Here is a 21,889-nt window from a genome sequence, read left to right as displayed (position 1 = left end):
ACCGTCATGAGCACCACCTTGGAGCCCCTGGAGTCCTTGGCGCCGACCCTGTCGGTCCGCCAGGTCCTCATGCTGGAACGGGTCCTGGCCGGGGAGCCCGAGGTGGTGGCCGGTGCGAGCCAGCTCGACCGGGCCGTGCGCTGGGTGCACGTGGCGGAGGCCGCCGACGTCGGCGTGATGCTCAGCGGCGGCGAGATGGTCCTCACCACCGGAGTGCTGCTCGCCGGGGACGACGACAAGCAGGCCGAGTACATCCGGTCCCTGCACCGCGCGGAGGCCGCGGCCGTCGTCCTCGGCCTCGGCCGCGCCTTTCCGGCCCCGCCGGACGTGATGCGGCGGGCCGCCGAGCGGTGCGGGCTGCCCATGGTCGTCCTCCACCGGCCCTTCCCCTTCGCGGAGTTGACGGAGGAGGTCCAAGCCCGGCTCGTACGGCGGAAGTTCGCCGCCGTCAGCATGTCCGAGGCCGTGCGCACGGCCCTCACCGGACTCATCACCGCGGGCGCCCCGCTCCAGCGGATGCTGGACGAGATCGCCCACCACAGCGGCTGTCCCGTCGTCGTCACCAACCTCGCCCATCGCGTCCTCGCCACCGGGGGGGAGCGCTCCGCGGTGGAGGACGTGCTGCGCGACTGGGAACGCATCGCCCGCCAGGCCGGCGGCAGCGAGGGCGACGGCTGGATCCGCGCCGAACTGGGCGGGCGCGGGGAGCGCTGGGGTCAGATCATGCTGTGCGGCTACCGGGGCGACACCGCCACCGGACGGCTGCTCGCCGACCGCGCCGCCGAGGCCCTCGTCCTGCACCGCATGCTGGGCGGCACCTCCGCCCACACCTGGGAGGAGCAGTCCGCGCAGAGCCTGCTGACCGACCTGGTCAGCGGGGTCGTACCGGCGAGGCAGCTACTGCCCCGCGCACGGGCGGCCGGACTGCCCGTCAACCGGCGCACCTTCGTGCCGCTGGTCGTGCGGGACGGCGATCCAGCCGAACTCGACCGGGTACTAAGGCTGTTGGGCCTGCCCGGGATCGTCGCCGAGCTCGCCGACGGGGCCACCGCCGTGCTGCTCAGCCTGGCCCGGGACCAGGACGCCACGGTGCTCACGGCGAACTTCGCGGCCCGGCTGTCGCGGACGGTCGTGGCGGCAGCGGATCCCAGGACCGCCTGGGACGACGTTCCCGCCGGTATGCGTGAGGCCCGGCACGTCGCGGACGCGGTCGCCTCGGGGGTCCTCGACCTCCCGCCCGTCGTCCGCCTCAAGGACGTTCATCTGCGCGGTCTGATCCGGCTGTTGCGCGATGACCCGCACGTCCAGTCCTTCGCCGAACGCGAGCTGGACGGGCTGCTGTGCGGGGCGGGAGAGGATCTGCTGGCGGTGCTGCGCACCTATCTCGCCACCGGCCGCAACAAGTCCCGCACCGCCCAGCTCCACCACGTCTCCCGCCCCGCGCTCTACCGGCGGCTGGAAGCGATACAGGGCCGCCTCGGGGTCGACCTCGACGACTTCGAACAGGCGGCCTCGGTGCACATCGCGCTTCTCGCACACGACGCGCAACAGAGCTGAAACATGCCGCGACCTGGGAAAACGGCGGTGAAACATGGGCGCACGACAGGGTGACACCGTGGCACGCCCAAGGCCCGCAGACGTGACACCGTGCAACTCAAAGCACCTTTTCGGACTTCCTAGTCTTCTCGCACACCGAGTGACCGGAGGTCCCGATGAGCAGAGTGATTCGTGCCGCCCTCTTCCAGACCGCGTGGACGGGCGACAAGGAGTCGATGATCCAGGTACACGAGCAGGCGGCCCGGGACGCGGCCGCGCAGGGTGCTCAGGTCCTGTGCTTCCAGGAGCTGTTCTACGGACCGTACTTCTGCCAGGTCCAGGACAAGGCGTTCTACGAGTACGCCGAGCAGATTCCGGACGGCCCGATCGTCAAGCGATTCCAGGCGCTGGCCAAGGAGCTGGGCATCGTCCTCATCCTGCCGATGTACGAGGAGGAGCAGCCCGGCGTCCTCTACAACACCGCCGCCGTGATCGATGCGGACGGCTCGTACCTCGGCAAGTACCGCAAGCACCACATCCCCCAAGTGCCGGGATTCTGGGAGAAGTTCTACTTCCGCCCCGGCAACCTCGGCTGGCCGATCTTCGACACCAAGGTCGGGAGGATCGGTGTGTACATCTGCTACGACCGCCACTTCCCCGAGGGCTGGCGGGCGTTGGGCCTGGCAGGCGCCGAGATCGTCTTCAACCCGTCGGCCACCTCGCGCGGTCTGTCCGCCTACCTGTGGCAGCTGGAGCAGCCGGCCGCGGCCGTCGCCAACGAGTACTTCGTCGGCGCCATCAACCGGGTGGGCGTCGAGGAGCTGGGCGACAACGACTTCTACGGAACGACGTACTTCGTCGACCCCGAGGCCCAGTTCGTCGGCGAGGTGGCGAGCGACAAGGAGACCGAACTGGTCGTCCGGGACCTGGACATGGCCAAGCTGCGGGAAGTCCGCGACCGCTGGCAGTTCTATCGCGACCGCCGTCCGGACGCATACCCCCCGCTGACCGCACCCTGACCGAACCGTCCACTCTGGCAGGAGAGGGAACATGAGCAGCCGTACCGTCATCCGCGGTGGCCTCGTCATCACCGCGTCCGACGAGATCCACGCCGACGTGCTGATCGAGGACGGCCGCATCGCCGCCCTCGCCGCCTCGGGCACCTCGGCAGCCGAGTCGTTCACAGCCGACCGGACCATCGACGCCACCGGGAAGTACGTCATCCCCGGTGGCGTCGACGCCCACACCCACATGGAGCTGCCGTTCGGCGGCACCTTCGCCTCCGACACCTTCGAGACCGGCACCCGGGCCGCCGCCTGGGGCGGTACGACCACGATCGTCGATTTCGCGGTGCAGAGCGTCGGCCACTCGCTGCGCGAGGGTCTGGACGCCTGGCATGCCAAGGCCGAAGGCAACTGTGCCATCGACTACGGCTTCCACATGATCGTCTCCGATGTGAACCAGGACACGCTCAAGGAGATGGACCTGCTGGTGGGGGAGGGGGTCACCTCCTTCAAGCAGTTCATGGCCTACCCCGGCGTCTTCTACTCCGACGACGGCCAGATCCTGCGCGCCATGCAGCGCTCCGCCGAGAACGGCGGCCTGATCATGATGCACGCCGAGAACGGCATCGCGATCGACGTGCTGGTCGAGCAGGCGCTGGCGCGCGGCGAGACCGACCCCCGCTACCACGGCGAGGTACGCAAGGCCCTCCTCGAGGCCGAGGCCACCCACCGCGCCATCAAGCTCGCGCAGGTCGCCGGCGCTCCCCTCTACGTCGTGCACGTCTCGGCCATGGAGGCGGTGGCCGAACTGGCACGCGCGCGCGACGAGGGGCTCAACGTCTTCGGCGAGACCTGCCCGCAGTATCTGTTCCTGTCGACGGACAACCTCGCGGAGCCGGACTTCGAGGGCTCCAAGTACGTGTGCTCAACTCCCCTGAGGCCGAAGGAACACCAGGCCAAGCTCTGGCAGGGGCTGCGCACCAACGACCTCCAGGTCGTCTCCACCGACCACTGCCCCTTCTGCTTCGTGGGCCAGAAGGAACTCGGCCGCGGCGACTTCTCGAAGATCCCCAATGGCCTGCCCGGCGTCGAGAACCGCATGGACCTGCTCCACCAGGCCGTCGTGGACGGACACATCTCGCGCCGCCGCTGGATCGAGATCGCCTGCGCCACCCCGGCCCGGATGTTCGGCATGTACCCGAAGAAGGGGACCATCGCCCCGGGCGCCGACGCCGACGTCGTCATCTACGACCCGCACGCCGAGCAGATCGTCTCCGCCGAGACCCACCACATGAACGTCGACTACTCGGCGTACGAAGGAAAGCGCCTCACGGGCCGCGTCGAGACGGTCTTCTCGCGCGGCCAACTCGTCATCACCGAGCGGGAGTACACCGGGCACGCCGGGCACGGCACCTACACCCCCCGCTCCACCTGTCAGTACCTCAACTAGGAGTGGCGCCCATGGACTTCGGACTCGTCCTGCAGACGGATCCGCCCGCCTCGAAGGTCATCAGCCTGATGAAGCGGGCCGAACGCAACGGCTTCACCTACGGGTGGACCTTCGACTCCGCCGTGCTCTGGCAGGAGCCGTTCGTGATCTACAGTCAGATCCTTTCGAACACAACGAAGTTGAAGGTCGGCCCGATGGTCACCAACCCGGGCACCCGTACCTGGGAGGTGACCGCCTCCACCTTCGCCACCCTCAACGACATGTTCGGCAACCGCACGGTCTGCGGTATCGGCCGCGGCGACTCCGCGATGCGTGTCGCGGGCCGCAAGCCCAACACGCTGGCCCGCATCAGCGAGGCCATGAAGGTCATCCGGGCGCTCGGCCGGGGCGACGAGGCCGACCTCGGCGGCACGGTCATCAGGTTCCCGTGGATCAAGCCGGGAGCCGAACTCCCCGTATGGATGGCGGCGTACGGCCCCAAGGCGCTGAAGATGACCGGCGAGGAGGCTGACGGGTTCATTCTCCAGCTGGCCGACCTGTACCTGACCGAGTACATGGTGAAGGCGGTCAAGGACGCGGCCGTCGCCGCCGGCCGCTCGGCGGACGAGGTCAAGATCTGCGTGGCCGCCCCCGCCTACGTCACCGAGAACGACTCCCCCGAGGCACTCGCCCACGCGCGCGAGCAGTGCCGCTGGTTCGGCGGGATGGTCGGCAACCACGTCGCCGACCTGGTCTCCAAGTACGGCGAGCACTCGGCCGCCGTACCCGACGAGCTGACGGATTACATCAAGTCGCGTGAGGGGTACGACTACTCGCACCACGGGCGGGCCGACAACCCGGACACCGCGTTCGTGCCCGACGAGATCGTCGACCGGTTCTGCCTCATCGGACCGGTCGAGAAGCACATCGAGAAGCTGAACGCGCTGCGCGAGCTGGGCGTCGACCAGTTCGCCGTCTACGACATGCACGACGCCCAGGAGGCGACCATCGACGCGTACGGCTCGACGGTCATCCCCGCCCTCAACGCCTGACGTCCGACCCGCGACCCCCCACACCTTGTTCCCCCCTCTCCTCCCGCCGTCCCGGGGCGGAGAGGGGCCCAAGGCCCCCGCACGGCCTCTCCCGTCCCGCTCTGATCGATTGGCCTGCCCATGACCGAAACAGTCCCCACGGGGTCCCCGATATCGCAGTCGGCCGGTGGCCGCGTCGAGCTCGCCCCCGAGGCCTTCCCCACCGACAGCCCCTTCGCCAACGAGGACCTGCGTCCCGTACCGGTCTCCGAGCGCAAGTGGACGACGTACAACTTCGCGGCCCTGTGGATCTCCATGGCGCACTGCATCCCCAGCTGGACCCTGGCCTCCGGCCTGGTGGCGCTCGGCATGGACTGGAAGCAGGCCGTGTTCACCATCGCCCTGGCCAACATCATCGTGCTGCTGCCGATGCTGGCCACCGGGCACGCCGGACCCAAGTACGGCATCCCCTTCCCGGTCCTCGCCCGCGCCTCCTTCGGGCTGCGCGGCGCCAACATCCCGGCCCTGATCCGGGCGGCCGTGGCCTGCGGCTGGTTCGGCATCCAGACCTGGATCGGCGGCAGCGGCATCTTCGCGCTGGGCTCCAAGCTCACCGGCGGCCACTGGGAGAACGCGGGCCAGATCGCGGGCAACCCCTGGCCCCTGTGGCTCTGCTTCCTGCTGTTCTGGGCGCTCCAGATCGCGATCATCTACCGCGGCATGGACTTCCTGCGCCACTTCGAGAACTGGGCCGCGCCCTTCGTGATCGCCGGGGCGATCGTGCTGCTCATCTGGATTGCGGTCAAGGCGGACGGCTTCGGCGCGCTGCTCGACCAGCCGTCGAAGCTGGGCTGGGGCCCCGACTTCTGGCCGGTCTTCTTCCCGTCCCTGATGGGAATGATCGGCTTTTGGGCGACTTTGTCCCTGAACATTCCTGACTTCACTCGCTTCGGTGCCAGTCAGAAGGCGCAGACCTGGGGCCAGTCCCTGGGGCTGCCGACCACGATGACCCTCTTCGCGGTCCTCGCCGTGCTGGTCACCTCCGGCTCCGAGGTCGTCTACGGCGAGGCCATCTGGGACCCGGTCGCGCTGGCGGCCAAGGCGGACAACGCCTTCGGGCTGCTCTTCGCGCTGATCGTCGTGCTGGTCGCCACCATCTCCGTGAACATCGCGGCGAACGTGGTCTCACCGGCGTACGACCTGTCCAACCTGGCCCCGAAGTTCATCAACTTCCGCACCGGTGCGCTGATCACGGGTGTCGTGGGCATCCTGATCTTCCCGTGGAAGCTGATCTCCACGCCGGAGTTCTACATCTTCACCTGGCTCGGCGTGGTCGGCGGTCTGCTCGGCACGGTCGCGGGCATCCTCATCGCCGACTACTGGATCGTCCGGCGTACGGTCCTGCACCTCGCGGACCTCTACACGCCCGGCGGCCGCTACTGGTACACCAACGGCTGGAACTGGCGGGCCATCGTCGCCTTCGTGGTGGGCGGTCTGCTCGCGGTGGGCGGCTCGTACTCGGGGGTGGGCGCGGACGGCAAGAAGACGGGGCCATTCCCGACCGACGGTCTGATCCCGTTCCTCAAGCCACTGGCCGACTACGGCTGGGCGGTGGGCCTGAGCGCGTCCCTGCTGCTGTACATCGCGCTGATGCTGCCGAAGGGCAGGGAGCAGGAGGGCATCGCGGCCTGACGGTTCGCGTCACGCGCGCGTGGAGGGCGGTCGGGCTCGGTCCCGGCCTGTCGGCTCAGGCCTTCTGGCCGCCCTCCAGTGCCGCCACCGCCTCCTTGGCGGCCTTGATGGCGCCCTTGTTGATCTCGTCCGTGCTGGGCGCCTTCTTCGACTCGAAGTCGCTGCCGTTGTACGTCACGGTCACCAGCGCGTTGGACGCCTGGATGATGACCACGCCTTCACGGGTCTGCTGCTTGTCCTCGGTGGTGAGGTTCACCACCGAGTAGCCGGCGTCGCCGACACCGGGCACGGTCCCGCCGCCGCTCTTCTCGGCGATGGTCTCCTTGTACGACTTGGCGGCCGCCGCGTCGGACTCCGTGATCTCGAAGGAGACGTCGAGCCAGCGGTAGTTGTACCCCTTGAGCGCGTTCCAGGAGCAGGTGCGACGCAGGGCCGTGTCCGTGGAGGGGATCTCCTTGCCGGCCGTCTTGGCACCCGGTACGAGCGACTTGATGGTGGCCGTACCGATGCTGCCGCAGGGTGCGGGGGCGGCCGCGTACTGCTTCGAGGCCGCTGCCGTGGACGCGCCCGAGGGGGTCTCGTCGGCGGACTGCGGCGCCGACTCCTTCTCGGCGGCCGGCGTCGTGGCCGGGCCTGACGTCAGCGCCCAGCCCGCCGCGGCGAGCACGACGACGGGCGAGATGCGCGCGGTGAGGGCAAGCGGCAGGGAAAGATTTCGCACGGCGCACTTTTCGTGGGGGACGGACGGCGCGGACGGGTCCGCACTGCGGACGGGACGCCAGTTTCACACGTCTCCCTGTGGGGTGGAAGTGCGAACTCGCTCCGTACCTGTGCCGTCACTGTGCCCTGCCGCCGATGCGTCATGTGTCCGTTTATGTCCGGACGATGGGCCGGCAGAGGGCCGATTCGACGCGGTCCACGGCCAGGAACGCCCCGTAGGCCACGAGGTGCACCAGCAGCTGGTCGGTGTGCTCCGGCCGCCGCCAGGCCGCCACGTCCTCGTCGGTGATCCGGTACGGCGCGAGCGCGGCCGGCGGCGCGAGACGCGCGCCGGGACGCTCGGGCCAACCCGGGCGTGCGGGTCAGAGGGGCAGCGACTTCTTGAGGATTTTTCCTGCGGGGTTCCTGGGCACCTCTTCGATGAACCGGATGTGTCGGGGCCGTTTGTAGGCGGCGAGGAGGCCGACCAGGTGGGCAGACACCTCGTCGGGGGTGGTCCCGTCCTCGGCCACCACGAAGGCCAGCGGCACCTCGCCGTAGTCGGCGTCCGTGACCCCGACCACGGCCGCGTCGTGCACCGCGGGATGGGAACGCAGAGCCTGTTCGATCTCCCTGGGGTAGACGTTCTGTCCTGCCCGGATGATCAGGTCCTTGCTCCGATCGATCAGGTGCACCCGGCCGTCGCGGTCGAGGAAGCCGAGGTCGCCGGTGCGGATCCAGCCGTCCGTCGTCGTGATGTCGGCGGTGGCCTTCTCGTCGTTCCAATAGCCGCGCATCAGACCGGGGCCACGCGCACAGATCTCCCCGATGACGCCGTGGGGCACCTCCTGGTCCTTCGGGTCCAGGGCCTTCACCGACATGCCGGGGATCACCCGGCCGGCCGGGATCACGTCGGTGCCGCCCGGCGCGGGGTGCTCGTCCGGACCGAGCGTGACGAACGGACCGCCCACCTCGGTCATCCCATAGACGTGCCGGAAGCCACAGCCGAGCCGCTCGACGGCCTCGGCGTAGACCTCCGGCGGCATCGGCGCGGCACCGTAGAGCACCTCCCGCAGACTGGACAGGTCCGTGCCCTGCAGCGACTTCGACTGCATCAGGAAACGGATCATCTGAGGCACCAGCCAGACGTGCGTGGCCCGGTTGTCCTCGATTGCGGCCAGCGCCCGCTGCGGCTGGAAGCCCGGCATGAGCACCACGGTGGCACCCGCGGCCATATAGGTGAGGGAGACCACCATGCTGCCGTGGTACAGCGGGCAGCAGTTGACCAGCACGATGTCGTTCGTGGGCCGCGCCTGGGCGAGCCAGCCGAGCGCGATGGCCCGGAACGAGGCGTGGTCGACGGCGACGCCCTTGGCCCGGCCGGTGGTCGCCGAGGTGTGCAGGATCGCGGCCGGCGAGTCGTCCGGCACGTCGGGAAGCCCCGGGGTTCCGCCAGGGTCCGGCACGGGCGCGTCGGGAAGGGCCGGCCCGTCCGTCTCGCACAGTGCGGCGAACTCCGCGCCGTCCACCGGCACACGGATCCGCACAGGCAGGTCCGGATGCCGATCCAGCAGGGCCGACTCACCGATCACCGCCACCGGTTCGCAGGACTCCGCGATCCCGGTCACCTCGGCGGGGGTCAGGCTGTGATTGAGCGGGACGAACAGCGCTCCGAGACGGGCCAGTGCGAAGTAAGTCTCCAGCACCTCGACGCGATCCAGCGAGAGGACGGCCACGCGGTCGCCACGGCGGATGCCGCGCCCGGAAAGCCCGTGGGCGAGCCGGGCCACCCTGTCGTGGAGTTCGGCCCAGGTGACCGAGCGGCGCGCGTCCACCAGTGCCGTCCGGTCGGGGAAGCACTGGCGGTTGCGCTGGAGCAACTGGGTCAGCCACATCACGCACTGCCAGGCTGCGGCACGGAGTCGGCACGGGCGGCGAGGAACCGTTCGTAGTCCGCGATCGTGGACAGTTGCTCCATGTCCTGGGCGGTGATCTCCACTCCCGTGTTCTGTTCGACGAGCAGGATCAGACGAACGAGGTCCCCCGAGTCGATACCGCTGGCGGCCAGATCTGTGTCGTCGCTGAGTTTCTCGGCGTACTCCGACGTCCCGGTCAGTTCGGTGAGTAGCTCTCGTATGGTGCTCACGCCTGTCCACCTTTCACAACGGTTCGCAATGCCAAGCGGTCTCTCGTCTCGGAAGGAGGAACGGGAGGGCGCCGACAATCCCTGCCACCGCTGTGGTGTTGCTCACGCCATTTCGACAACCGGTGAGGGATGGAAACCACCGCGCCGCCACTCCTCCGTATGTGAAGCCCTCCAGGAAGAGGGGGAGTGGAGGTTCCAGGTGACCACCGAGGCAGATTCCACGGCCGCTGCCGCGGACGACGTGAAGCAACGTGACCAGTACTTCGATGCGCTCGTCGCGTCCGACGAGTGCATCGAACCCCGGGACTGGCTGCCCGACGGCTACCGGCGGATGGTGCTCCGGCAGATCGCTCAGCACGCGCACTCGGAGATCATCGGGATGCAGCCGGAGGGTTCCTGGCTGACCCGGGCCCCCTCCCTGCATCGCAAGGCGGCCCTGCTCGCCAAGGTGCAGGACGAGGCTGGACACGGCCTGTACCTGTACGCGGCGGCGGAGACCCTGGGCGTCACCCGGGCCGAACTTCTCGACGCGTTGCACAGCGGACACCAGCGGTCCTCGGACACGTTCAACCACCCCGCCCGGACCTGGGCCGACACCGGGGCGATCGCCTGGTTGACGGACGGCGCGGCGGTGATCAACCAGGCCCCGCTGTGCCGCACTTCCTACGGCCCGTATGCGAGGGCCATGCAGCGGGTGTGCCAGGAGGAAACCTTCCACGTCCGTCAGGGATACGACCTGCTCTGGGCGTTGTGCCGGGGCACGCGGGAGCAGCAGGAGATGGCACAGGACGCCGTTGACCGATGGTGGCTGCCTGCGGTGGCCCTGATGTTCGGCCCGCCGGACACGGCCGCGGGCGACGGCGGGGACACGCGGGCCGCGGCCCTGGGCGCCGCGCTCAGTCGCCGTTCGATGGCCTGGGGGATCAAACGCCACACCAACGACGAACTGCGGCAGCGCTTCATGGACAACGTCGTCCCGCAGGCGGAGCGGCTCGGGGTGACTCTGCCCGACCCGACGATCCGCTGGAACGAGAAGCGCGGGCACTACGACTTCGCCCCGGTGACCTGGCAGGTGTACCGCACGGCCCTGGCCGCCGGCGCACAGTGCGGCCGACAGCGGCTGGCGCACCGCGTGGCGGCCCACGAGAACGGCGCCTGGGTGCGCGCGGCGGTCGACGCCTACGCGGCACGCCCGGTGACGGAGAGGCAGGAGCCATGAGCTGCGAAACCACCGGGGGGCAGACGCCCTGGGAGGTGTTCATCAGGCCGCGCCGGGGCCTCTCCCACCAGCACGTCGGTTCGGTTCACGGCGCGGACGCGGACATGGCCATCGCCAACGCCAGGGACCTGTACACCCGCCGCGGGGACCCGCTGTCGATCTGGGTGGTGCGCTCCGACGCGGTGCGGGCCTCGTCTCCCGGTGAGAAAGACCCCTTCTTCAGCAACGGAGCCGACAAGCCCTACCGGTATCCGCAGATGTACGTGCCGCTCAGCGAGGCAGGCGACCATGACGAGTGAACTCCCCGTTGCCCTCGGGGCCAGGCGGGACCACGACATCGCCGAGTACGCCCTCAGGCTCGGTGACGACGCGCTGATCCTCTGTCAGCGACTGTGCGCCTGGGTGACCAACGCCCCCACCATCGAAGAGGATCTGGCCCTGTCGAACATCGCAGTGGACCTGCTCGGCCACGCCAGAGTCCTGCTGGGCCTCAGCGGCCGTTCGGACGGGACGAACCGCAGCGACGACGACTTCGCCTACCGCAGGACCGAGCGCGAGTTCCGCAGCGCGCTGCTGCTGGAGCTGTCCAACGGCGACTTCGCCGCGACCATCGCCCGGCAGTTGGCGTACACGCACTACACGGCCCTGCTGTACACGGAGCTGGCGGCATCGGCCGACGAAGGGCTGGCGTCCTTTGCCTCTCGCGCGGCCAAGGAGGCGGAGTACCACTGCCTGCACGCCTCGCAATGGACCGTACGGCTGGGTCTGGGAACCGAGGAGAGCCATCGGCGGATGCAGGCGGGTCTGGAACACGTATGGCCCTATGCAGCCGAGCTGTTCGAGGAGGACGACCTGACGACTCGGCTCGACACCGACGGCACGGCGGTCGCCCCGGCCCGCCTCCGGGCCGCTTGGGAACGGGAGGTGACCGAGGTTCTGACGGAGGCCGGGCTCACCCTCCCGGCGCCGTCCTGGCAGGCGACCGGCGGGCGATCGGGACTTCACACCGAGGCATTCGCCCCGCTGCTGGCCGAGTTCCAGTCGGTTTTCCGGCAGTATCCCGGAGGCCACTGGTGAGCGCGGCCGTCCGGCTGAACCCCGACCAGGTCCGGGCCCGGGTCGAGGTCGTACCGGACCCGGAACTTTCGATGATCACGCTGGCCGACCTGGGAGTGATCCGTTCGGTGCGGGAGGGGGCGGACCGTGTGATCGAGGTCGTCGTCACGCCGACCTACCTCGGCTGTCCGGCGCTCCCGCTGATCGAGGCCGATCTGCGGACCGTACTGGCGGATTGCGGGCATCCCGAAGGGCGGGTGACGTGGGCGCTCTCGCCCGCGTGGACCACCGAGTGGATCAGCGAGGCGGGTCGCCGCAAGCTCGCCGAACACGGCATCGTGCCCCCCGGTGCCGCCGGAGCACCGCTGCAGGTCCGGCTCGGTCTCGGCCGGCCCTGCCCGAACTGCGGTTCCGTGGCGACCCGGCCGCTCGGCCCGTTCGGGTCGACCGGATGCCAGACGATCCTGGTGTGCACCGCCTGCCGGGAGTCCTTCGCCCACATGAAGGCGGTGTGACGGCGCCCATGACGAGTACCGAGCAGGGCGCGGTGGGCAACACCGGGGAGGCGACGGGATGGCACCGGCTGCGGGTGGCGCGGGTGCGGCCGCTCACCGAGGACGCGGTGGCCCTCACCCTGGACCTCCCTGACCGGCTGGCCAGTGCCTTCGCCCATCGGCCCGGTCAGCACGTGACGGTCCGGCATGTCCTGAACGGGACCGGGATCCGCCGCAGTTACTCGATCTGCCCGCCGGCCCACGTACCGGGCGAACTGCGCCTGGTGGTCAAGCGGCTCGGCCCCGGCGGCTTCGCGGAGTACGCCACGACCGTCCTGGCTGCCGGTGACGAGCTGGACGTCGGGCCTCCGGTCGGCGGCTTCGGGATCGTGGCGCGCCCCGGGGCGCACCATGTGATGGTGGCCGCCGGCAGCGGTATCACCCCGCTGTTGAGCATGGCCACGGCGGCACTGCGGGACGATCCACGGTGCAGGGTGTCGCTGCTCTACATCAACCGTACGGCCCCGTCGGTGCTGCTCGCCGACGAACTGGCCGACCTCAAGGACGCCCACTTCGACCGGTTCCTCCCGCTGTACCTGCTGACCCGGGAGACCCGCGAGGCCGAGATACTCTCCGGCCACATCGACACCACGAGGCTGTCGCAACTGCTCCGCGCGGTCGGCGCCGAGCCGGACGGCCACGCGTGTTTCTACCTCTGCGGGCCCTGGGGAATGGTCACCTCGCTGCGCGCGGCCCTGACCCGGTGGGGTGCCGACCCGGCACGGATACGCTCCGAACTCTTCTCCCTCGGCTCCCAGGCCCCGTCACCTCCGGTGGCCGAACCGCGCGGCCGCACCTTGCGGATCACCGCCTCTCTCCGCGGACGGACGACCGAAGCCGTCATGGAGGACCAGGACCGGGTGGCGCTGGACGCACTGCTGCGGGCCCGGCCGGACATCCCGTACGCCTGCCGCGAGGGTCTGTGCGGAAGCTGTCGCGCCAGGGTGACCCACGGAGCCGTCACGACCGGCCGCCAGTACGTGCTGGGGGCCGGAGAACTCGCGGCCGGATACACCCTTGCCTGCCGTGCCCGCCCCGAGTCCGACGAGACGGGGCTGGACTTCGACGTCTGAGCAGACGAGAAGGGCACCGCATGACCACTGCCCGCTGACATCTCACCGCGCTGATCACCGCAGCCCATTGAGGAGACACGATGCCCGACGCCACGTCACTGCCCCGCACCTCGGGGACGGACGATCCGTTGGTGACCTTCCAGGGAAGGACCCCCTACGACGACTACGTCCACGCCTCGGTGCTGTCCTCGCTGCAGCAGCCCCTGACCGACGCCCCGCACGAGATGGCGTTCCTGGTCACGACCCAGGTGATGGAGTTGTGGTTCACCCTGACCGTCCACGAGTGGCGGACCGCCCGGGACGCGCTGGTCAAGGACGACCACGAGCGCGCCATGGGCGCCCTGCGTCGCAGCATCAGCGCTCATCACGCGCTCAACGACTCCCTCCAGCCGATCGCGAAAATGACCCCCGCCCAGTTCAACGGATTCCGCGAGGCGTTCGGCGCGGCGTCCGGTTTCCAGTCGGCGAAGTACCGGGAGATGGAGTTCCTTCTCGGCGACAGGTCCCGTTCGCTGATGAACCCGCAGCGGGACGACCCCAGGACGTACGCCGAACTGGAGGAGCTGCTGTATCAGCCGTCGCTGTACGACGAGACGCTGTTCTACCTGCACCGCCGGGGCCTGCCCGTCCCGGAGCATGTGCTGGAACGCGACGTGAGCGCCCCGTACGAGGCCGACCCGGACATCGAGGAGGTCTGGCGGCGCATCTACGCCGGCCCGCAGAACGACCCGCTGCTGGACCTGGGCGAGGCGCTGACCGACATCGCCGATGCGGTCATGCGCTGGCGTGGCGACCATCTGCTCGCCACCCGCCGGGCGATGGGCTCCAAGGCGGGCAGCGGCGGCTCCTCGGGTGTCGCCTGGCTGGAGAAACGAGCCGCCCGTCCGCTGTTCCCCGAGATATGGACGGCGCGCGGTCATGTCTAGGCAGATCTCCGCAGGCGCCGCCGAGGAGGAGCACCGGGTGCTGGGCCCGGAGCCCGTGCTCGCGCCGGTCCACCGGTCCTGCGGCGAGCACCCCGGCCAGGCCTACGACCTGGGGGCGGCCAAGGACCCCGACGCCCCGCTGGTCATATTGCGGCACGGCGGCCACTGGCGGTACCACCGGATGCATCTGGCGCCCTTCGCCGCGTACCTGGCGGCGAACGGGTTCACCATGGTGCTGCCCGAGGGCCGGCGGTCCGGTGGCTGTCCGGGCGTGTTCGACGACGCCGACCTGGCGGTGGACACCATCCGGGCCGGTCCCTCCTTGTTGCTCCGGCGGCCGGCTCGCCCTGTGGGCGGCGCGCGGGCGGCTGCCCGCGGTGCTCGTGTTGGCTCCGGTCACCGGCGCCGCCGCCGAGAAGGTGCCGTGGGAGCACTTCAGCGACTACACGGCAGTGCACCCCGTGGCCGAGCTGGTCATCCTGCCGGAGACCGGCCACCACACCCCCATCGAGCCCGGCGCGCAGGCCTCCACGAGGTGATCGACTTCTTCACCCGGCCGTCCCGCCATGGGAAGGAGTGACCGTGACCGTCTCCGAGAGCGCACCCGCCCTGGAGGAACTGCTGGCACGGGCGTCCGCACTCGACACCGCGGACCCGCTGGCAGCACAGCGGGAACGCTTCATCCTGCCGGACGGAATCGTCTATCTGGACGGCAACTCGCTAGGTGCCCTACCGGCCGCGGTGCCGGGAGCGCTCGCGGACGGCGTCCACCGGCAATGGGGTGTGGGCCTGATCCGCTCCTGGAACGAGCACCAGTGGTGGCAGGCGCCGCTGCGGGTGGGGGACGCCATCGGACGGCTGCTCGGCGCGGCGCCCGGGCAGACCGTGGCGGGCGACTCCACCACCGTGCAACTGTTCAATGGCCTGGCCGCGGCAGCACGGCTGCGTCCCGGGCGGCGGCTGCTGCTGACCGACCCGGGCCACTTCCCCACCGATGGGTACATCGCCGACTCTGTGGCCCGGCTGCTCGGCCTGGAGGTCCGCCGGGTCGCGGTGGACGACCTGCCGCGGTGCTTGGCCGAACGGGGACACGAGGTGGCGGTGGCCGGCTACTCGCCGGTCGACTACCGCACCGGTGAGCTCCACGACATGGCTGCGATCACCCGTGCCGTACAGGAGGCCGGAGGGCTGATGTTGTGGGATCTGTGCCACGCGACCGGCGCGCTGCCCGTCCAACTGGACGAGCTGGGCGTCGATCTGGCGGTGGGCTGTGGTTACAAGTTCCTGTCGGGCGGACCGGGCGCCCCGGCCTTCATCTATATCGCCCGGCGCCACCAGGCCGCCTTCGATCATCCGCTCACCGGCTGGAACGGGCACGTGGATCCCTTCGGGCTGAGCGGCGACTACCTTCCTGCCCCGGGAGTGGAGCGCGCTCGCATCGGCACGCCGCCGATCCTCTCCCTGCTCGCACTTGAGGCGGCCCTCACCGCCTTCGAGGGGGTCGGCATGGAGCAGGTCCGGGCCAAGAGCTTGTCGCTGACCGAGTTCTTCATGGACTGCGCCGACACCCTGCTGGACGGTCTCGGTTTCACCGCTGTCACCCCACGGGAACCGCACCGGCGCGGCAGCCAGGTGGCTCTCCGGCACCCGGACGCGTATCCGCTGGTGAGCGCGCTCGCCGCCCGCGGCGTCATCGGCGACATGCGGGCTCCGGACCTGCTGCGGTTCGGCGTCAACGCCCTGTACCTCTCCCACCGCGACATGCTGACGGCTGTACGACACCTGCGGCAGGCTGTGACCCGAGGGGAGCACCGGGACCCGCGCTTCCGACACCGCGCAGCCGTCACCTGACCGTCCGGCACAAGAGCAAACCCCGCGCCTCGCGCTGCGCGGCGGACGTGACCTCCCGCAGGGTGAGCCGCGTTCCGCAGCAGGACGGAGAAGCGGTCCGGCCCCTGCCCGGTCCGGTCGGCGTCGAGAAACCGCCGGGCGGCGACGTCCGGCAACGGGCCGACTCGTGGCCTGCAACCGGGTCGCGTGCGCCGTGCCCTGCGGCAGTGTCACGGCATGCCGACGTCGGCCGCACCGGACCGGGCCACCGGCGAACCGGCCCGTAGCCACGGGCGCTCCCGACTTCCTGCACGGCCCCGACTTCCTGCACGGCCTCAGACCAGCGGCATGGTCGAACGACGGCATGGCCGGACGCCCACCGCATCCTGCTCAAGGAACTCAAGGAACTCAAGGAACTCAAGGAAGGGGCCCGTCACCCACCCCACAAGGGTGTGGCCCGGCGCCCTGAGCCGGGTTCGTCAGGCGGACTGCTGGTGCCAGGCGTAGTGGAAGTTCTGCCGTGCCCGGTGCAGCCGGGAGCGGACCGTCCCGAGAGGCAGGGCGAGTGCCGTCGCCATCTCCTGCTCGTCCAGGCCGTAGACCGCTCGGAGGGTGAGTACCTCGCGATGGTGGTTCGGCAGCCGGTCCAGGACGTCGCTGATGTGGACGGCGGCCATGGGATTGCTGTCCTGCGCCAGGTCGGGCATGTCACCGGCCGCGAAGTCACCAAGGCGCCGGTTGGTGCGGATGGCTTCCCGTACCGCGATCGCGCGGGCCCAGGCGTAGAAGGCCTTGGGCTCACGCAGTCCGCGGATGCCGCGGTAGATCGCGAGCATGGCCTCCTGCGCGGCATCCGGGCCGTGCCGCCGGGTGACCCGCTGACAGTGCCGCACGACCAGTGGGGCGACGTGCTGCAACAGGTCGTTCATGGCCTCACGGTCACCGGCCTGAGCGCGTGGCAACAGGATGCTCACCTGCGGGGTGTGGCGGTCGCGGGAAGGGATGACGTCGGCTTCGCAGGGCTCGGGGCTGGCCTTGGGCGTCCACGGCATATGGGGGCTGGTCATGGGGCCTCACGAGTGTGACGGGCGGTCGGGGGCTGGTCTGCTCTCCTTGAGAACCTCCCTCCACGGTCGGTCGCCGTGGTCAATGGTGAGGGCCGGCCGGGCCGGATGCCCGGCCGGTGATGAGGCATCCCAGGCCGCGGTTCGTGCCGCCGGCGCCACGGAGCCGTGCGGGCAACTCGGTGAACAGGCCGAAGGCGGCCGTCGGTGTACGGCATCGTTGCCTCGCCCACGAGCTCGGAGAGATCACCCGGAGTGCTCATCAGCGGAACCCGGACGCCTCGCCTGGACAGGACCGCCCCCAGCAGGCCCGCAGAGAGACGGCCGCCGAGCACCGCGACGTCGTACGCCGGGTGAGCTCGGGCATCGGGATTTCTCATGCCCCGAAGCCTGGCCAGGGCGCCTGGAATCTGTCTCGAAAACCGGCCGAACGGCTGCGGGGTGTGCTGTCCAGCCGTGTTCGAGGGCCGTTCCGGACAGGCCGCGCAGCGTGGTCGCACACCGTTCGCCCGGCGGTCCAAAGGAACGACCGACTTCGGAACGGCATCTCGGTACACCGACACCGTTGCCGTCGTGGGCGCGGGATGCCGGTGTCCCGGCGGCGGGTCGGGAGTCGACGGGCCGTGGGGCTTGCTGAGGACACCACCGATGTCGTCACCGAGGTGCCGCCGGACCGCTGAGACGTCGACATCTTCAGGGCCGGCAAGCTGGTCAATGGCTACCCTCAGAGCGAGTGGGGCGGCCGAACGGCTCATCCGGCACGCGCGGGCGCGGGGCACCGCGGTCGACGTCCATCGGCCCGGCTCCCGAACGCCGAACCGGCCGAGCCGTCCTCAAGCGGATCTCCGCCGAAGTACGACTCGCCAGTGGTGTGATCCCGTCCGGGCCTTGTGTTCCCGGACCGGCGGAGGCGTACGTGATGCTCGGCAAACCACCGCAGTACAGCGTGGCCGCCCCCACCGCGACCAACTCGCTGTGGAGCGTCGGCCTCAGCCTCGTTCCGGTTGTCCCCCCGGAACGGGACTGCTTGCCGGAGAAGGAGTCCCGCCGGAGCGTCTCCCGGTTCCCGGACATCGCGCCGCAGTTCGCGGACGCGGTACCGGCCCGGGAGCGTCCGGCTCCAGTACTCCGCTGGGCAGATGGTGGGCCACCGCTATTGTCCGACCTCGCATTCGGCCGGGTTTATCGACGCCCTGCACGACCACATGGCCAGGGCGAATCACGTGCGCAAGCACTTCGGCTTCGCCGAGCGCGGGCCGCGGACAAGGCCAAAGCCGTGGGAAACAAGTTGTTCGGAAGCGAGTTGGAGGAATTCCCATGTCGTCTCTGACCCAGGCGGTGCTGGCCGGTGCGGATCCGGAAGAACTGCAACGGGAGAAAGTCCCGGACGAATACCTTGCTGCCCACCTTCGCAAGGAAGATGTGGGTATCTTCGCGGGGGTCGAGGACAAGGACGTCCGGAAGGCGCTCCACGTGGGTATGGTGCCCATGCCGGAACTGGCCCCGGACGAGGTGCTGGTGGCCGTGATGGCCAGTTCCGTCAACTACAACAGCGTCTGGTCGGCCATGTTCGAGCCGATCCCGACCTTCGCCTTCCTGGAACGCTTCGGCAGGGAGGGCGGCCACGCCGCCCGGCACGACCAGCCCTACCACGTCATCGGGTCCGACGCCGCCGGCGTCATCGTCCGCGTGGGCTCCGGCACCCGAAGGTGGCGGGTGGGCGACCACGTCGTCGTCAGCCCCATCCAGGCCGACGACCAGGAGCCGATGACCCACGCCGACGGCGTGCTCGGCAGCGGGCAGCGCGCCTGGGGCTTCGAGACCAACTTCGGCGGAATGGCGCACTACACGGTGGTCCGGGCGAGCCAGCTTCTGCCCAAGCCCGCCCATCTGACCTGGGAGGAGGCAGCCGTCAACCTGCTGACCGCCGGGACCGCCTACCGGATGCTGATCAGCGACCGGGGAGCCCGGATCAAGCTCGGCGACATCGTCCTGATCTGGGGAGCGGCAGGCGGCCTCGGCGCCTACGCCGTCCAACTCGTCAAGAACGCGGGCGGCATTCCGGTCGGCGTCGTCGGCTCGGAGGAGAAGGCAGAGCTGGTGCGGTCCCTCGGCTGCGACGTGGTGGTCAACCGCGCGGAGATCGGCCTGCACGGCGACAGCGCGCCCGAGGACCCCATCACGCTCGGCAAGCGGCTGGGCAGGATCATCCGCAAGGAGACCGGCGAGGATCCCCACGTGGTCTTCGACTTCGTCGGCGCGGCGACCTTCGGGATCTCGGTGTTCGTGGTCCGCCGCGGGGGCACGGTCGTCACCTGCGGATCGAGCACCGGCTATCAGCACCAGTACGACAACCGCTATCTGTGGATGAACCTGAAGCGCATCGTGGGCAGCCATGCCGCGAACCTTCAGGAGATGGCGGAGTGCAACCGGCTGTTCGGCCTCTCGAAACTCCTTCCGGCTCTGTCCGATCTCTATCCCCTCGAGGACAGCGGTGCGGCGGTGCGCCTGGTGCAGCAGAACCGGCACGTCGGAAAGGTCGGAGTGCTCTGCCTGGCCCCTCGCGAGGGACTGGGCGTCACCGATCCCGAACTCCGGGCGAGGATCGGGGACAAGCGGCTCAACCTGTTGCGGAATCCCGAGTCGCATTCCGCCCGTAATTGAAGCCATGCCCGACCTGGAATCCGACATGAACCCGGAATGACGCCCGAAGGAGACATTGCCCATGTCCTTCCACCCCATAGGAATCCTGAGTACGGGTTCGTATCTACCGAAGCAGGAGGTGAGCAACGCCGAGGTCGCCGAACGCGTCGGAGTGGAAACCGAGTGGATCGAGCGCAAGACACAGATCAGGAGCCGGCGCTACGCGGCACCCGACGAGGTGACGTCCGACATGGTCGCCCGTGCGGCGGCCGAGGCACTGGATCGCGCCGGCGTGCCGGCCGAGGACGTGGACTATCTGATCGTCTCCACCTCGACGCCGGACTCACCGCAGCCTCCGACGTCCTGCCTTGTGCAGGACATGCTGGGCGCCACTCGTGCCGCCTGCTTCGACATCAACGCAGTGTGCAGCGGCTTCATCTTCGCCCTCGCGCTCGCCCGTGCCCTGGTCGCCCAGCGGCCGGAGAGCCGTGCCCTCGTGGTCGCCGCCGACCTGTACTCCCGGTCTCTGGACTTCTCCGACCGCCGCACGGCGGTGCTGTTCGGCGACGGTGCCGGGGCGGCGCTCGTCGGCCGGACGGGGGACGGATCCGGATTCGTCGACTTCGAACTCGCCAGCCGCGGTGATGCCCAGCGGCTCATCCGGGTGGACGCGGGCGGCGTCCGGCTCCCGGCGTCCGCCGAGACTCTCGCCCGTGGTGACCACTTCGTCCGCATGGAAGGGCGGGGTGTGCGGGAATTCGTGATGGAGAACTTTCCGCCCTTTGCCCGAGGCCTGGCCGAGAGGACGGGGATTCCGCTCAGCGAGGTGCGGCACTTCGTTCCGCACCAGCCCAACGGCGTGATGCTCTCCGAACTCGTCGAGGCCGGCGGCCTGGCCCACGCGCACACCCACCGCACGCTGGAGCGCTACGGGAACGTCGGGAGCGCCTCGGTCGCGATCACCCTGGACGACGCCGCCCGCGCGGGGCACCTGCGGCCCGGGGACCTGGTCATGCTGGGCGCCTTCGGCGGTGGCATGGCGATGGCGGCCGCCTATCTGCGCTGGGGGGCCGCCGCATGACGCCGGCGTCACGCCACCAGGAAGGGGCCGGCGGGGTGGAACGGGTCGGCGTCGTCGGCTGCGGACTGATGGGCTCGGGCATCGCCGAACTGTCGGCGCAGGCCGGGTACGACGTGCGGGTGGCCGTCTCCTCGAAGGACTCGCTCACGGCCGGGCGGAAGCGCATCCTCGCCTCCCTCGACCGGGCGGTGCGCGCGGAGCGGATCGGCGCGGCCGAGCGAGACGAGGTGCTGGGCCGGATCTCCTTCACCACCGACCTGATCGACCTGGCGGACCGTCAGCTGGTGATCGAAAGCATCGCCGAGGACAAGGCCGCCAAGGTCGAGCTGTTCGCCCTGCTCGACAAGACGCTGGAGGACCCGGAGGCGATCCTGGCCTCGAACACCTCCTCCCTGTCCATCACGACCATGGCAAGCGCGACCGGTCGGCCCGAGCAGGTCCTGGGGATGCACTTCTTCAGCCCGGCGCAGCGCATCCCGCTCGTCGAGATCATCTCCTCCCTGCACACGGCGGAGTCGGTGCTGGCCCGGGCCGAGGAGTTCGTGGCCGCGGGCCTCGGCAAGCAGGCCATCGCGTCGACGGACCGCACCGGTTTCGTGGTGAACGCGCTCCTGATTCCCTATCTGTTGGCCGCCGTGCGGATGGTCGAGTCGGGATTCGCCTCCGCCGAGACCATCGACCGCGGCATGACGCTGGGCTGCTCCCACCCCGTGGGCCCGCTCAAACTCGCCGACCTGGTCGGCCTGGACGTCCTGCGCTCGGTGGCCGACGCCCTCTACGACGAGTTCAAGGAGACGCTCTACGCCCCGCCGCCGCTGCTGACGCGTATGGTCGCGAGCGGATTCCTGGGCAAGAAGGCAGGGCGAGGGTTCTACCGCTACGGGTGATGCGACCCCACCGGTGATC

Annotated in this window: 20 protein-coding genes and 1 pseudogene; 16 read left to right on the top strand and 5 right to left on the bottom strand. The window is 69.8% G+C overall.

The window, feature by feature from the left end; translation table 11 throughout:
- The first annotated feature begins 6 nt into the window (after positions 1-6).
- The 5 genes from OG841_RS09880 to OG841_RS09860 all read left to right on the top strand — a co-directional run bounded on the left by OG841_RS09880 (position 7) and on the right by OG841_RS09860 (position 6,692).
- Positions 7-1,557: a PucR family transcriptional regulator gene (locus OG841_RS09880; RefSeq protein ID WP_371564486.1), complete on the top strand. Its 1,551-nt coding sequence runs from the start codon at positions 7-9 to the stop codon at positions 1,555-1,557.
- Between the two features lie 155 nt (positions 1,558-1,712).
- Positions 1,713-2,555 (top strand): nitrilase-related carbon-nitrogen hydrolase, encoded by an 843-nt coding sequence (locus tag OG841_RS09875; protein WP_164421243.1) that lies wholly within the window; start codon positions 1,713-1,715, stop codon positions 2,553-2,555.
- A gap of 31 nt (positions 2,556-2,586) precedes the next feature.
- Positions 2,587-3,990 (top strand): dihydropyrimidinase, encoded by a 1,404-nt coding sequence (gene hydA / locus OG841_RS09870; RefSeq protein ID WP_328641771.1) that lies wholly within the window; start codon positions 2,587-2,589, stop codon positions 3,988-3,990.
- An 11-nt stretch (positions 3,991-4,001) separates the two neighbouring features.
- Positions 4,002-5,021 carry a TIGR03842 family LLM class F420-dependent oxidoreductase gene (locus OG841_RS09865; protein WP_328641772.1) on the top strand — a complete coding sequence of 340 codons (1,020 nt, stop codon included), beginning with the start codon at positions 4,002-4,004 and terminating at the stop codon, positions 5,019-5,021.
- A gap of 120 nt (positions 5,022-5,141) precedes the next feature.
- The gene (locus OG841_RS09860; RefSeq protein ID WP_328641773.1) at positions 5,142-6,692 is read left to right on the top strand and encodes an NCS1 family nucleobase:cation symporter-1; all 1,551 of its coding nucleotides are present in this window, start codon (positions 5,142-5,144) and stop codon (positions 6,690-6,692) included.
- A 55-nt stretch (positions 6,693-6,747) separates the two neighbouring features.
- Here the strand turns inward: OG841_RS09860 and OG841_RS09855 are convergent, their stop codons facing one another.
- The 4 genes and pseudogenes from OG841_RS09855 to OG841_RS09840 form a co-directional block, all read right to left on the bottom strand.
- Positions 6,748-7,413, bottom strand: coding sequence for a hypothetical protein (locus OG841_RS09855; protein ID WP_328641774.1), 666 nt, complete (start codon positions 7,411-7,413; stop codon positions 6,748-6,750).
- A gap of 151 nt (positions 7,414-7,564) precedes the next feature.
- Positions 7,565-7,765: pseudogene (locus OG841_RS09850) on the bottom strand (carboxymuconolactone decarboxylase family protein); the annotation flags it as partial.
- Between the two features lie 9 nt (positions 7,766-7,774).
- A complete protein-coding gene (locus OG841_RS09845; protein WP_328643696.1) occupies positions 7,775-9,286 on the bottom strand; it encodes a class I adenylate-forming enzyme family protein in 1,512 nt (503 codons plus the stop codon).
- Positions 9,286-9,537, bottom strand: a complete 252-nt coding sequence (locus tag OG841_RS09840; RefSeq protein ID WP_328641775.1) for an acyl carrier protein — start codon at positions 9,535-9,537, stop codon at positions 9,286-9,288. Before OG841_RS09840 ends, OG841_RS09845 begins: the two co-directional genes overlap by 1 nt.
- Before the next feature lie 241 nt (positions 9,538-9,778).
- On the opposite strand from OG841_RS09840, the gene paaA reads away from it, so the two are divergent.
- From paaA to OG841_RS09800, 8 genes are all read left to right on the top strand, one after another.
- Positions 9,779-10,756 carry a 1,2-phenylacetyl-CoA epoxidase subunit PaaA gene (gene paaA / locus OG841_RS09835; protein WP_328643697.1) on the top strand — a complete coding sequence of 326 codons (978 nt, stop codon included), beginning with the start codon at positions 9,779-9,781 and terminating at the stop codon, positions 10,754-10,756.
- Complete coding sequence (gene paaB, locus OG841_RS09830) at positions 10,753-11,055, top strand: 1,2-phenylacetyl-CoA epoxidase subunit PaaB (RefSeq protein ID WP_328641776.1); 303 nt, start codon at positions 10,753-10,755, stop codon at positions 11,053-11,055. Before paaA ends, paaB begins: the two co-directional genes overlap by 4 nt.
- The gene (paaC, locus tag OG841_RS09825; protein WP_328641777.1) at positions 11,045-11,833 is read left to right on the top strand and encodes a 1,2-phenylacetyl-CoA epoxidase subunit PaaC; all 789 of its coding nucleotides are present in this window, start codon (positions 11,045-11,047) and stop codon (positions 11,831-11,833) included. The genes paaB and paaC overlap by 11 nt, the downstream gene beginning before the upstream one ends.
- Positions 11,830-12,327 (top strand): 1,2-phenylacetyl-CoA epoxidase subunit PaaD, encoded by a 498-nt coding sequence (paaD, locus tag OG841_RS09820; RefSeq protein ID WP_328641778.1) that lies wholly within the window; start codon positions 11,830-11,832, stop codon positions 12,325-12,327. The genes paaC and paaD overlap by 4 nt, the downstream gene beginning before the upstream one ends.
- An 8-nt stretch (positions 12,328-12,335) precedes the next feature.
- Positions 12,336-13,439, top strand: a complete 1,104-nt coding sequence (locus OG841_RS09815; protein ID WP_328641779.1) for a 2Fe-2S iron-sulfur cluster-binding protein — start codon at positions 12,336-12,338, stop codon at positions 13,437-13,439.
- Between the two features lie 80 nt (positions 13,440-13,519).
- Complete coding sequence (locus OG841_RS09810) at positions 13,520-14,365, top strand: tryptophan 2,3-dioxygenase (RefSeq protein WP_328641780.1); 846 nt, start codon at positions 13,520-13,522, stop codon at positions 14,363-14,365.
- 377 nt (positions 14,366-14,742) lie between these two features.
- Positions 14,743-14,904: a hypothetical protein gene (locus OG841_RS09805; RefSeq protein ID WP_328641781.1), complete on the top strand. Its 162-nt coding sequence runs from the start codon at positions 14,743-14,745 to the stop codon at positions 14,902-14,904.
- 43 nt (positions 14,905-14,947) lie between these two features.
- Positions 14,948-16,216, top strand: coding sequence for a kynureninase (locus OG841_RS09800; protein ID WP_328641782.1), 1,269 nt, complete (start codon positions 14,948-14,950; stop codon positions 16,214-16,216).
- Positions 16,217-16,674: 458 nt separating this feature from the next.
- Here OG841_RS09800 and OG841_RS09795 read toward each other — a convergent pair whose 3' ends face one another.
- Positions 16,675-17,262, bottom strand: coding sequence for an RNA polymerase sigma factor (locus OG841_RS09795; protein ID WP_328641783.1), 588 nt, complete (start codon positions 17,260-17,262; stop codon positions 16,675-16,677).
- 1,314 nt (positions 17,263-18,576) lie between these two features.
- Between OG841_RS09795 and ccrA the strand changes: the two genes are divergently transcribed.
- From ccrA to OG841_RS09780, 3 genes are all read left to right on the top strand, one after another.
- Entirely contained in the window at positions 18,577-19,923 is a 1,347-nt protein-coding gene (gene ccrA / locus OG841_RS09790) for a crotonyl-CoA carboxylase/reductase (protein ID WP_328641784.1), read from the top strand.
- Positions 19,924-19,984: 61 nt separating this feature from the next.
- Complete coding sequence (locus OG841_RS09785; RefSeq protein ID WP_328641785.1) at positions 19,985-20,983, top strand: 3-oxoacyl-ACP synthase III family protein; 999 nt, start codon at positions 19,985-19,987, stop codon at positions 20,981-20,983.
- Entirely contained in the window at positions 20,980-21,870 is an 891-nt protein-coding gene (locus OG841_RS09780) for a 3-hydroxybutyryl-CoA dehydrogenase (protein ID WP_328641786.1), read from the top strand. The genes OG841_RS09785 and OG841_RS09780 overlap by 4 nt, the downstream gene beginning before the upstream one ends.
- Positions 21,871-21,889: the final 19 nt, after the last annotated feature.

This window comes from Streptomyces canus (assembly GCF_041435015.1).
GTDB classification, from domain to species: domain Bacteria; phylum Actinomycetota; class Actinomycetes; order Streptomycetales; family Streptomycetaceae; genus Streptomyces; species Streptomyces canus_G.
This window is presented reverse-complemented; position numbering and strand designations above follow the sequence as displayed.

Bases quoted from the DNA above. Each gene is read 5' to 3' on its own strand.
- OG841_RS09880 (WP_371564486.1), top strand. From the start codon at position 7: ATGAGCACCACCTTGGAGCCCCTGGAGTCCTTGGCGCCGACCCTGTCG.
- OG841_RS09875 (WP_164421243.1), top strand. From the start codon at position 1,713: ATGAGCAGAGTGATTCGTGCCGCCCTCTTCCAGACCGCGTGGACGGGC.
- hydA (WP_328641771.1), top strand. From the start codon at position 2,587: ATGAGCAGCCGTACCGTCATCCGCGGTGGCCTCGTCATCACCGCGTCC.
- OG841_RS09865 (WP_328641772.1), top strand. From the start codon at position 4,002: ATGGACTTCGGACTCGTCCTGCAGACGGATCCGCCCGCCTCGAAGGTC.
- OG841_RS09860 (WP_328641773.1), top strand. From the start codon at position 5,142: ATGACCGAAACAGTCCCCACGGGGTCCCCGATATCGCAGTCGGCCGGT.
- OG841_RS09845 (WP_328643696.1), bottom strand. From the start codon at position 9,286: ATGTGGCTGACCCAGTTGCTCCAGCGCAACCGCCAGTGCTTCCCCGAC.
- paaB (WP_328641776.1), top strand. From the start codon at position 10,753: ATGAGCTGCGAAACCACCGGGGGGCAGACGCCCTGGGAGGTGTTCATC.
- paaC (WP_328641777.1), top strand. From the start codon at position 11,045: ATGACGAGTGAACTCCCCGTTGCCCTCGGGGCCAGGCGGGACCACGAC.
- OG841_RS09815 (WP_328641779.1), top strand. From the start codon at position 12,336: ATGACGAGTACCGAGCAGGGCGCGGTGGGCAACACCGGGGAGGCGACG.
- OG841_RS09810 (WP_328641780.1), top strand. From the start codon at position 13,520: ATGCCCGACGCCACGTCACTGCCCCGCACCTCGGGGACGGACGATCCG.
- OG841_RS09795 (WP_328641783.1), bottom strand. From the start codon at position 17,262: ATGACCAGCCCCCATATGCCGTGGACGCCCAAGGCCAGCCCCGAGCCC.
- ccrA (WP_328641784.1), top strand. From the start codon at position 18,577: ATGTCGTCTCTGACCCAGGCGGTGCTGGCCGGTGCGGATCCGGAAGAA.
- OG841_RS09785 (WP_328641785.1), top strand. From the start codon at position 19,985: ATGTCCTTCCACCCCATAGGAATCCTGAGTACGGGTTCGTATCTACCG.
- OG841_RS09780 (WP_328641786.1), top strand. From the start codon at position 20,980: ATGACGCCGGCGTCACGCCACCAGGAAGGGGCCGGCGGGGTGGAACGG.